This window comes from Pseudomonas syringae pv. coryli str. NCPPB 4273, assembly GCF_000972175.1.
In the GTDB taxonomy this organism is placed as follows: domain Bacteria; phylum Pseudomonadota; class Gammaproteobacteria; order Pseudomonadales; family Pseudomonadaceae; genus Aquipseudomonas; species Aquipseudomonas syringae.
In genome coordinates, this window is the sequence record NZ_AWQP01000029.1 from 19,504 (window position 1) to 29,842 (window position 10,339).

The window sequence follows — 10,339 nt, forward strand, 5'->3', positions numbered from 1 at the left end:
GAGGACGCGGAGCGTCACATTCCCAGTGCGTTCTGTGTTCTGTTTAAAGCAACGATAAATAAAATTCGCAATATTGGTGTGCAACCTTGCGCTATGCATACTGCGATGGCGTGTGGACAGCAAAGTGCCGTATTCAAAGGCTCATCCCTTCAAATAGCGCACCCTGTGATCCCCGTGCAAAGGCTCGAAGCAGCCTGGGTCTGGATCACATTCAGACCTCATAAAAATATCTGGCCGGATAACGGTCTCCATGACTCCATGGACTTTTCAACGCTGCCCTGGCGCTTCACCGCGCCGACCTGAAAAACAGAATAACGATTGATAAGGCCTGAAAAAGGCCATTCAGCAGGCAAGGGGATCATCATGCAAAACTCACACGCTGCAGTGTCGGGTGACAATCAGGCCGTTTCATCGACGGTGAAACTGTATGTCTGGGCCGCCATTATCCTCATCATTGCCGAGATGATCGGTGCCATCAGTATCCCGCTGGGCCCCGGCAAGGTGGTGCTGTTGCCGATGGTGTGGGCGCTGCTGCTGGGCGCGATGATCGGCCTTGCCAGCCGCCGTATGCCAGGCACCATTGGCATCGATCACGGCACGCAACTGCGCTCGGCCTCCATCCTGCAACCTGCCCTGCTGCTGTTCATTGCCAAGCTCGGCCTGGTGGTCGGTGGCTCGCTGCCGGTGGTGTTCGCTTCCGGATGGGCACTGATGTTTCAGGAGTTCGGCCACTTCGTCGGCACCGTGATGCTCGGTCTGCCGGTAGCACTGATGCTCGGTATCAAGCGCGAAGCCATCGGTGCGACCTTCTCGGTCGGCCGTGAGCCGAGCCTGGCAATCATCGGCGAGCGCTATGGCATGGACTCTCCTGAAGGCCGCGGCGTATTGGCCGAGTACCTGACGGGCACCCTGTTCGGCGCGCTGTTCATTGCCATCGTCGCCGGGTTTATCGCCAGCCTGGGGATCTTCCATCCCAACTCGCTGGCGATGGGCTCAGGCATCGGCTCGGGCAGCATGATGGCCGCCGCTGCCGGGGCGATTGCCGCGCAACAGACACCGGAAGTCGCCAAGGAAGTCATGACCCTGGCGGCAGCCTCGAACCTGATCACCACCACCATCGGCACCTACTTCACCCTGTTCATCTCCCTGCCACTGGCGGTCTGGGGCTATCGTGTGCTCGAGCCGCTGATCGGCCGCACCACCAAGGCGTCCATGAGCGAGGAAGGTCTGCGCCACAGCGACGTGTCGCTGGAGGTGCCGGAACTGGGCTGGTCGGGCAAGGTCAGTGCCTGGCTGGCGGCGGGTGCACTGGCGCTGATTGCCAACTATGTCGGCTACAAGACACTGTCAGGCGATGCCTTCACCGGCATGGGCATCATGATTTTCTGCGCCTTCGCGGGAGAGGTGCTGTGCAACCTGCTTCGCCGCAAGATCCCCGCAGTGTGCATGGTGTCACTGGTCGCGATGTTCCTGACCTCGCCAGCCTGCCCATGGGCCGCCGAAATTGCGCGGATCACCAGCTCGATCAACCTGCTGGCGGTCATTACCCCGATGCTGACCTTCGCCGGCCTGTCGATTGCCAAGGACCTCCCGGCCTTCCGCCGCCTGGGCTGGCGGATTGTGCTGGTGTCGTTCCTCGCCAACTTCGGTACGTTCATTGGCGCGGTATTGATCGCCGAGCTGTTCCATTGATCCGCACTGCCTGATTCGGCGCGAGTCAGCCCAGCGCCTCGTTCACCAGCCAGTCATGCACTGCGCGACGTGACGGGGTGCTGAGCGCCCCTTCGCGATAGGCCAGCACGTATTTCTTTCTGGCCTTGATCGGATGACCGAACGGCACGATCAGCAAGCCCTGCTCCAGTTCGTCGGTGATCAGCGCCTTGCGGGCAATGGCCACGCCCATGCCCATGCGCGCGGCGTCGATGGTCAGATGATTACGGTTGAACGTGTGGCCGCGACGCACGTCGATGCCATCGGCACCGATGGCCGTTAGGTAGAACTCCCACTCCGCGTATTCATAGCTGCCGCGCCAGGCGGTGATGTCGTGCAGCAACGGGAAGTGCACCAGCTGACTGGGCGTATCCAGCGGCGGCTTGCCCACCAGCAGGTCAGGCGAGCAGACCGCAAACAGCTCCTCCTCCAGCAAGGGCGTAGTCGACAACCCCGGATAGCTGCCGTCGTTCAGGTCGATGGCCAGATCGAAATCGTCATCACGCAACGACCCGCTGCTGTCCTCGGCAATGATCCGCAACTGGATGTCCGGAAACGCTGCCTGCAAGCGTGGCAGGCGCGGCATCAACCATTTGCTCAGGAATGATGGAATGCAGCGCAGCTTGAACACCCCGCCGATACGCCCGGAATACAGCAGGCGCAGTTCTTCGCTGATACGACTCTGCACTTCGTTGGCGACCACCGCCAGACGCTGACCTTCAGCGGTCAGCTCAAGTCCGCGCCCGACCCGGTGAAACAGCGCAAAGCCCAGGCGCTCTTCGAGCTGGCGCATCTGCTGACTGATCGCGCCGGGGGTAACGTGCAATTCTTCCGCGCAGCGGGTGAAGGACAGGTGACGGGCCGCGCAGGCGAACACCTGTAGCCAGGCGTGCATCTGTGCGTTGAAGATTCTGCTCATTGAAGAGTTCCGCTAAAGCGTTGCATAGCAACAATCGTTTGTCGTTTCGACAGCCGAAGCCAAAGATGAGTAACAGAAAAAGGGGAATACCAAATTCCCGTGCATCATCTCACCTGAAGGACCTTCGTGATGGCTATCAGCGTCTTCGACATGTTCAAAATCGGCATCGGGCCGTCCAGTTCCCACACCGTCGGGCCAATGCGCGCCGGTGCGCTGTTCGTGACCGAGCTGCGCAACCACAACCGGTTGCACAGCGTAGAACGGATCGAGGTGCGATTGTACGGTTCTCTGTCGGCCACCGGCATCGGTCACGGCAGCGATCGCGCAACAGTGATGGGCCTGATGGGTGAGTGGCCTGACCAGATCGACCCTAGCCAGGTCAACCAGCGCATCGACGCGCTGCGTGCCGATAACCAGCTGATGCTGGCGGGCGAACAAGCCATCACCTTCGTCTGGGAACGGGACATGTGCCTGCTCGATGAAAGCCTCCCCTACCACCCCAACGGCATGACCCTGTGTGCCTACGGCAAGAACGGCGAACTCCACGAGCAGACCTATTATTCGGTGGGCGGCGGTTTTGTGATCGACGCTGAACAGGCCGCCAGCGGCGTGCTGGACAACGACACAACCGTCCTGCCCTATGATTTTTTCAGTGGCGCGCAGTTGCTCAAGCTATGCAAGACCCACGGCATGAGCATTTCCGAACTGATGATGGCCAACGAAAAGGTCTGGCGCAGCGAGGAAGAAATCCGCGAGAAAATCATGGTGATCTGGGCCGCGATGCGCGCCTGCGTCGACAAGGGTCTAGTGGAAACCGGCATCCTGCCCGGTGGCCTGAACGTGCGGCGACGTGCCTACCGCCTGCATCAGAACCTGCAGAACCTGGATAACCCCAACGTGATCGGCTCGACGCTGAGCGCCATGGAATGGGTCAACCTGTTCGCCCTCGCAGTCAACGAAGAAAACGCCGCAGGCGGACGCATGGTAACGGCGCCCACCAACGGCGCGGCTGGCATCGTGCCCGCCGTGCTGCATTACTTCATGAAATTCAAACCCACGGCCAATGACGATGACGTGGTGCGGTTTTTCCTGAGCGCCGCTGCGGTCGGCATTCTGTGCAAGAAAAACGCTTCGATTTCCGGTGCCGAGGTCGGTTGTCAGGGTGAGGTAGGATCGGCCTGCGCGATGGCCGCCGCCGGTCTGGCAGAGATCCTCGGCGCGACTCCCGAGCAGGTAGAGAACGCTGCCGAGATTGGCCTGGAGCATAATCTGGGGCTGACCTGCGACCCGGTCGGCGGGCTGGTGCAGATCCCCTGCATCGAGCGCAATGCGATTGCTGCAGTGAAAGCAATCAACGCTGCACAAATGGCCCTGCGCGGCGACGGCGAGCACCACATCTCGCTGGACCACGCCATTCGCACGATGCGCGACACTGGCGCCGACATGCACGACAAGTACAAGGAAACCTCACGCGGCGGCCTGGCGGTCAACCTGATCGAGTGCTGACAGGCATTCATCGGCGTCGCGACGTATTCGAGAGCGTCAGGGACGGTACATTTCCTGCGGATGTACCGTCCTTTTCGCGAACCGGTTCGCTCTATGGCCTACGGCCAGAATCAAAGGCTGGCGTAAGCGCGCGAGCCATTCAAGCCACCGGCAAACACTGCTCCACCAGCGAGGTCCACACCGCAACGCCGGGTTCGATGACCTGGTCGTTGAAGTCGTAGTACGGGTTGTGCAACGCCGCCGACGGCTTCTCGCCGTCGACGCCCATCCAGATGTAGGCTCCCGGACAGGCATGCAGCATGAAGGCGAAGTCTTCGGAGGCCATCGACGGGTTGCAGCCCCACTGCACGTTGGCCTCGCCCACTGCGGCGACTGCTGCACGACGGATCGTGGCTGCTGCTTCGACGTGGTTTTCGGTCACCGGGTAGCCGACGTTGTAGACCAGCTCACCGCGCACGCCGAAGGCCGTCGGCAAACGCTCGACGAACTCGCCGATCAGGCGCTGAACCTTTTCCCGCACAGGGGTTTGCAGGCAACGCACGGTGCCGCGCAGCGTGGCGGTTTCCGGGATCACGTTGATCGCCTCGCCGGCATTGAACTGAGTGATGCTGACCACCGCTGAATCGAGTGGCGACAGGCGCCGGGAGACGATGGTTTGCAGCCCCAGGACCAGTTCGGCCGCGGCCACGATCGGATCGTTGCCCTTGTCCGGCATGGCTGCGTGGCTGCCCTTGCCGGTCAGGATGATTTCAAAAGTGTCGAGCGACGCCATCATCGGCCCCGGATTGATCACCACCTTCCCCGCAGGCACACCCGGCCAGTTGTGCAGGCCGTAGATGGCTTCCATCGGAAAGCGCTCGAACAGCCCGTCTTCGATCATTCGCTGTGCGCCGCCGAGGTTCTCCTCGGCAGGCTGGAAGACGAAATGCACCGTGCCGCGAAAGCGTCGAGTCTCGGCCAGATGCCTGGCGGTGGCCAGCAGGATCGCGGTATGGCCATCGTGACCGCAGGCGTGCATGCAGCCCTTGTGGGTCGACTTGTGAACGCTGTCGCCCAACTCCTGAATCGGCAAGGCATCCATGTCGGCACGCAGGCCGATGGTCGGGCCGTCGCCGTTACGCAGGGTGCCGACCACGCCAGTGCCGCCCAGACCACGGTGAATCTCGATGCCGAAACTGCTCAGCAGCTCTGCCACCTTGTCGGAGGTTTTCAGCTCCTGGAACCCCAGTTCCGGCGCGGCATGAAGGGTGCGGCGCCACACGGTTGCTTCGTCAATCAACGTCTTTGAAATGGACATGTGCTTACTCCAGACTCGCGCCGTAGCCAAAGCTGGCGGCTGGCTTGGCGGCGGTTTCGACCCAGACGCTTTTCACTTCACTGTACTCGCGCAGGGCATCCAGACCGGAAGACCGGCCATAACCACTCTCACCATAGCCGCCGAACGGCGAACTGACGTGAATAGTCTTGTAACCGTTGACCCAGAAGGTCCCGGCACGCACTTGTCTGGCAACGCGGTGAGCGCGGCCGACATCGCGGGTCCAGACACCACCGGCCAGGCCGAAACGGCTGTCGTTGGCGATGCGGATCGCATCTTCTTCGTCCTTGAATGGAATCGCCACCACCACCGGGCCGAAGATTTCTTCCTGCGCGCAATACAGCGCGTTGGTGCCTGCCAGAACGGTCGGGTTGATGTAGTAACCGGGCTTTTCCGGGATCGGATCAGCATGCTCGCCCACCAGCTTCGCGCCGTCTTTGAGCGCTTGCTCGACCATGTTTTTCACGTGATTGTATTGCTTGGCGTTGTTGATCGGGCCGATCTGGGTTTCAGGGTCGCTCGGATCACCGACCTTGAACTGCGTCGCAGCCACCGCCAGAGCATTGGTGAACTTCTCGAAGATCGACTCCTGCACCAGCAGGCGCGAACCGGAAACACAGCTCTGCCCGGCACCGGAAAAGATTGCAGCCTGGGCACCGCGCAAGGCGACTTCCAGGTCGGCATCGTCGAACACGATGTTGGCCGACTTGCCACCCAGTTCCAGCACCGCAGGAATGCAACGCTGTGCCGCTGCCACGGCGATATGCCGGCCAGTGGCGGGTGAGCCGACGAACACCACCTTGCGAATGTCAGCCTTGGCAATGAACGCCTGGCCGATGGAATGGCCGAAACCGGCAATCACGTTGACCAGCCCTTTCGGCACGCCGGCACGTTCGATCAGCACGCCGACCATCAGCGAGCTGAGCGGGGTCAGTTCCGACGGCTTGAGAATGACCGCGTTGCCCGCTGCAATCGCCGGGGCGATCTGCCAGCCACAGGTGAAGATCGGCGCATTCCAGGGGGTAATCTGCAACACCGTGCCCAGCGGTTCGTAGGTCACGTAGTTCAGGTGCGTGGTCGGCACCGGGATGATTTCGCCGTGCAGCTTGTCCGCCCAGCCGGCGTAATACTCGAACATCTCGGCCACTTTGAGCACTTCGACACGGGCATCGCGGATCGGCTTGTTGGCGGTCAGGGATTCGATCTGCGCGAGGTTTTCCAGCTCGTCACGAATCAGATTGCCCACCTGATACATGGCGCGGCCACGTGCCTGAGCGGTCAGTGCCCACCATTGTTGTTGCGCAGCTTTTGCGGCCTTGTCGGCCACTTCGACCAACGACTCGTCGGCGTCCGGGAAACTCAGCAGCAGGCTGTCGTCATGGGCATTGCGCACTTCGACGGGCGCGCCGTGGCCTTCGATGAACTGGCCGCCGACGTAGCTGGCGATGACACTGCGATCGCCCCAGTAAGGACGCATCAGTTCGAGGATTCTTGCAGTGCTCATCGCTTATTCTCCATGACCGTAAAGTTTGCCATCGGTGCGTTGCACGATGGCGCAGAAGTCTTCGTTGTCCGCCAGGGTTTCACTGCTGGCCTGCCACAATTGTGCGACGACGCGCGACAGCGGCAGGTCCATGTCCAGGCTGTCCGCCAGATCGCTGGCCAGGCCGACGTCCTTGCGCATCAGGCCCATGGTGAAACCGGAGTCATACGCCTTGTTGAGTACCCAGGTCGGGAACATCACTTGCGTGGCACCGCTGCGTCCGGAACCGGCATTCAGGCCCTGTAGAAGTTTTTCCGGATCGACCCCTGCGCGCGCGGCCATCGCCACGGCTTCGGCAGTGCTGATCAGGTGACAGGCGGCGAGCATGTTGTTGGCGATCTTGGCGACGTTGCCTGCGCCACATTGCCCGACGTGTACGCGTGTCCCGCTCATGCCTTCCAGGACCGGCATGGCGCGCGCCAGGTCAGCGTCCTCGGCACCGATCACCATCGACATGGTGCCGGTAGCAGCGCCTTTCGGGCCGCCAGACACCGGCGCATCGATGAATGCGATGCCGTTCCTCGCCAGTTCGGCGGCGACCTTGCGGCTCATTTCCGGCGTCGACGTCGTGGTATCGACGACAATAAGGCCCTTGCGCCCCACCTCGTTGATGCCGCCCGCGCCGAGGCACACCGATTCCACGTGCTCGGCCTTGGGCAGCGAGAGGATCAGAATGTCCACGCCCTGAATCAGTTGCGTGCGGTCGGCAACCGGCTTGACGCCCTTGCTTTCGGCCTGGGCCAGCGCGGCCTGCGACAGGTCGAAGCCGCTGACATCAAAGCCCTTGCCCGCCAGCGTGGCAGCCATACCGCCGCCCATGTTGCCCAATCCGATCACACCTGCTTTCAAAGTCATGTCTGCATCCCGATCAAAGATTTTGTACGAATTAGAGGATGACGCTACGAGCCCTATCGGCCTGCAATGCGCTGATGATTCGAGTATGGACAGCGCTCTCCCCTCTCAGCAATAATCCAAAAATCGAATTTATGTTGCCTTTAGCGCAACACTGGAAGCCCATGAGCCTCGTTCAAGATCGACGCATCCTGTATTTTTTCGAAGCCGTACGATTGGGCAGCGTCCGGGCTGCCGCCGACTTCCTCAACGTTGCGCCTTCGGCGGTGAGCCGCCAGATCGCACAACTGGAACAGGAGCTGGGCTCTCCCCTGCTGGAGCGTCATCGACGTGGCGTCAAACCGACCGAGGCGGGCGACAAGGTGCTGGCCTACTACCGCCAGCGATTGACGCAGCAGGAGGTTTTGCTGGATTCGATTCAGGCCCTGAAAGGCCTGCACAGCGGCTCGGTGACGCTGGTCTCAGGGGAGGGTTTTCTGGAAAGTCTCGCGCAGCCGCTGGCCCGGTTTTCCGAGCTGTACCCCAGGATCGAACTGATCGTGAACGTCTGTGGCAGCAACGAAGTGATTCGCCAGGTGGTCGAGGATGAAGCGCACATCGGTCTGGTCTTCAACCCGGCTGCCGACCCGAAAATCCGCTCGCATGCGCATCAGCGTCAACCGGTCTGTGTGATCACCGCGCCAGATCATCCACTGGCCGAAGAACCTGGCCCGATACAGCTGCGGGCACTTGAAGACTACCGTGTCGCCCTGCCTGCCGTGTCTTACGGTATCCGCCAGATTCTGCTGCAAGCCGAGCACCAGTTGGGCATCACCGTGCAGCCGACGCTGACCTGCAGCACCTTTGCGATGCTCAAGCATTTCGCCATGCAGGGTGGCGTCACGCTGCTGCCGACCTTTGTCGTGGAGGAAGAAATAAAGGCCGGAAGATTGCGCGCCCTGCCCTTGCAGCATGAGGTGTTCAGCAGCCCGCAGACTCACCTGATCAGCCGATTGGGCCGTCAATTGAGTGTCGGCGCCAATCGCCTGATGGGCATGCTGTTGCAGGATATGACAGCGTTCCGCAACTGACCTACCGTTAGTCCCCACGTCAAGCAATCGCGCTGAACCAACAAAAACCTCATGGTTCATCTTCAGTAACGGACCGAATTTTTCTGCTATCACTGAGGATTAACCATGAGAGCTTTGACTTACCACGGCGCGAACAGTGTGAAGGTCGATACAGTGCCGGACCCTGTCATCGAGCAAACGGATGACATCATTCTGCGCGTCACGGCGACCGCTATCTGCGGTTCCGACCTGCACTTGTATCGCGGCAAAATCCCTACGGTTGAACACGGCGACATTTTTGGTCACGAGTTCATGGGCGTCGTGGAAGAAACCGGCTCGGCGGTCACGGCTGTGGCCAAAGGTGATCGCGTGGTGATCCCGTTTGTCATCGCCTGCGGCAGCTGCTTTTTCTGCAACCTCGACCAGTTCGCGGCCTGCGAAACCACCAACACCGGACGTGGCGCGATCCTCAACAAAAAGTCGATTCCACCAGGAGCGGCGCTGTTCGGCTTCAGCCATCTGTATGGCGGCGTCCCGGGCGGTCAGGCTGAATACGTGCGAGTGCCCAAGGCCAACGTCGGCCCGTTCAAGGTGCCGGGCACGCTGGCTGACGAGAAGGTTCTGTTCCTCTCCGATATTCTTCCCACCGCCTGGCAGGCTGTACTCAACGCCGGGATTGGCCAGGGCTCGACGGTTGCCATTTATGGGGCTGGCCCGGTCGGCCTGATGAGCGCAGCGTGTGCAAAAATGCTCGGCGCGGAGAAGATCTTCATGGTCGATCACCACCCGTATCGTCTGGCTTATGCGCAGAAAACCTACGGCGTGATCCCGATCAATTTCGATGAAGACGATGACCCGGCCGACACGATCATTCGCCAGACCGCGGGCAAGCGCGGTGTGGATGGGGTAGTGGACGCGGTGGGCTTCGAGGCCAAGGGCAGTACCACTGAAACCATTCTGGCCACGCTGAAACTGGAAGGCAGCAGCGGCAAGGCGTTGCGTCAGTGCATCGCGGCGGTAAGACGCGGTGGCGTAGTCAGTGTGCCGGGGGTTTATGCCGGGTTCATCCACGGCTTCATGTTCGGCGATGCGTTCGACAAGGGCCTGACCTTCAAAATGGGCCAGACCCACGTGCATCGCTTCATGCCTGAATTGCTGGAACACATCGAGGCCGGCCGCCTGGAACCCGAAGCCATCATCACGCACCGGATGTCACTGGAAGATGCGGCGAAGGGCTACAAGCTGTTCGACAAGAAGGAAGAGGATTGCCGCAAGGTCATCCTGACGCCTGGCAACAACACCATTGTGGTGCCGGACGACACGACCGAAGCCCTGGTCGGGGGTGGCGTGCCGGCTATGTAAGGTACGGGTTCGCCTTTGATTCTGGCCTAAGGCCGCAGGAGCGAACGTGTTCGAGAACGGTATTTCAGACGATGTATGTTCAT

8 protein-coding genes are annotated in these 10,339 nt (G+C 60.9%); 4 read left to right on the forward strand and 4 right to left on the reverse strand.

The window, feature by feature from the left end:
• Nucleotides 1–363: 363 nt before the first annotated feature.
• On the forward strand, nt 364–1,692 hold the full coding sequence (locus P406_RS14010; RefSeq protein ID WP_003412554.1) for a DUF3100 domain-containing protein: 1,329 nt from the start codon (nt 364–366) through the stop codon (nt 1,690–1,692).
• A gap of 25 nt (nt 1,693–1,717) precedes the next feature.
• Here the strand turns inward: P406_RS14010 and P406_RS14015 are convergent, their stop codons facing one another.
• Nucleotides 1,718–2,629, reverse strand: a complete 912-nt coding sequence (locus tag P406_RS14015) for a LysR substrate-binding domain-containing protein (RefSeq protein ID WP_003314779.1) — start codon at nt 2,627–2,629, stop codon at nt 1,718–1,720.
• 129 nt (nt 2,630–2,758) lie between these two features.
• On the opposite strand from P406_RS14015, the gene P406_RS14020 reads away from it, so the two are divergent.
• Nucleotides 2,759–4,135 carry an L-serine ammonia-lyase gene (locus P406_RS14020; protein ID WP_003349229.1) on the forward strand — a complete coding sequence of 459 codons (1,377 nt, stop codon included), beginning with the start codon at nt 2,759–2,761 and terminating at the stop codon, nt 4,133–4,135.
• Between the two features lie 139 nt (nt 4,136–4,274).
• Here the strand turns inward: P406_RS14020 and P406_RS14025 are convergent, their stop codons facing one another.
• From P406_RS14025 to P406_RS14035, 3 genes are read right to left on the reverse strand one after another with little or no spacing between them, the layout of a single operon-like run.
• On the reverse strand, nt 4,275–5,432 hold the full coding sequence (locus P406_RS14025) for a M20 aminoacylase family protein (RefSeq protein WP_003412556.1): 1,158 nt from the start codon (nt 5,430–5,432) through the stop codon (nt 4,275–4,277).
• A 4-nt stretch (nt 5,433–5,436) separates the two neighbouring features.
• Complete coding sequence (locus P406_RS14030) at nt 5,437–6,954, reverse strand: aldehyde dehydrogenase family protein (RefSeq protein ID WP_032657008.1); 1,518 nt, start codon at nt 6,952–6,954, stop codon at nt 5,437–5,439.
• A gap of 3 nt (nt 6,955–6,957) precedes the next feature.
• Nucleotides 6,958–7,848 (reverse strand): NAD(P)-dependent oxidoreductase, encoded by an 891-nt coding sequence (locus tag P406_RS14035; RefSeq protein WP_046236504.1) that lies wholly within the window; start codon nt 7,846–7,848, stop codon nt 6,958–6,960.
• Between the two features lie 161 nt (nt 7,849–8,009).
• Here P406_RS14035 and P406_RS14040 point away from each other — a divergent pair, with 161 nt between their 5' ends.
• A complete protein-coding gene (locus P406_RS14040; protein WP_003314770.1) occupies nt 8,010–8,915 on the forward strand; it encodes a LysR family transcriptional regulator in 906 nt (301 codons plus the stop codon).
• A 105-nt stretch (nt 8,916–9,020) separates the two neighbouring features.
• Complete coding sequence (locus P406_RS14045) at nt 9,021–10,256, forward strand: zinc-dependent alcohol dehydrogenase (RefSeq protein WP_046236505.1); 1,236 nt, start codon at nt 9,021–9,023, stop codon at nt 10,254–10,256.
• Nucleotides 10,257–10,339 lie beyond the last annotated feature (83 nt).

Excerpts from the sequence above, each read along its gene's own strand:
- P406_RS14020 (WP_003349229.1), top strand. The coding sequence starts at position 2,759 with ATGGCTATCAGCGTCTTCGACATGTTCAAAATCGGCATCGGGCCGTCC.
- P406_RS14035 (WP_046236504.1), bottom strand. The coding sequence starts at position 7,848 with ATGACTTTGAAAGCAGGTGTGATCGGATTGGGCAACATGGGCGGCGGT.
- P406_RS14045 (WP_046236505.1), top strand. The coding sequence starts at position 9,021 with ATGAGAGCTTTGACTTACCACGGCGCGAACAGTGTGAAGGTCGATACA.
- P406_RS14025 (WP_003412556.1), bottom strand. The coding sequence starts at position 5,432 with ATGTCCATTTCAAAGACGTTGATTGACGAAGCAACCGTGTGGCGCCGC.
- P406_RS14010 (WP_003412554.1), top strand. The coding sequence starts at position 364 with ATGCAAAACTCACACGCTGCAGTGTCGGGTGACAATCAGGCCGTTTCA.
- P406_RS14040 (WP_003314770.1), top strand. The coding sequence starts at position 8,010 with ATGAGCCTCGTTCAAGATCGACGCATCCTGTATTTTTTCGAAGCCGTA.
- P406_RS14030 (WP_032657008.1), bottom strand. The coding sequence starts at position 6,954 with ATGAGCACTGCAAGAATCCTCGAACTGATGCGTCCTTACTGGGGCGAT.
- P406_RS14015 (WP_003314779.1), bottom strand. The coding sequence starts at position 2,629 with ATGAGCAGAATCTTCAACGCACAGATGCACGCCTGGCTACAGGTGTTC.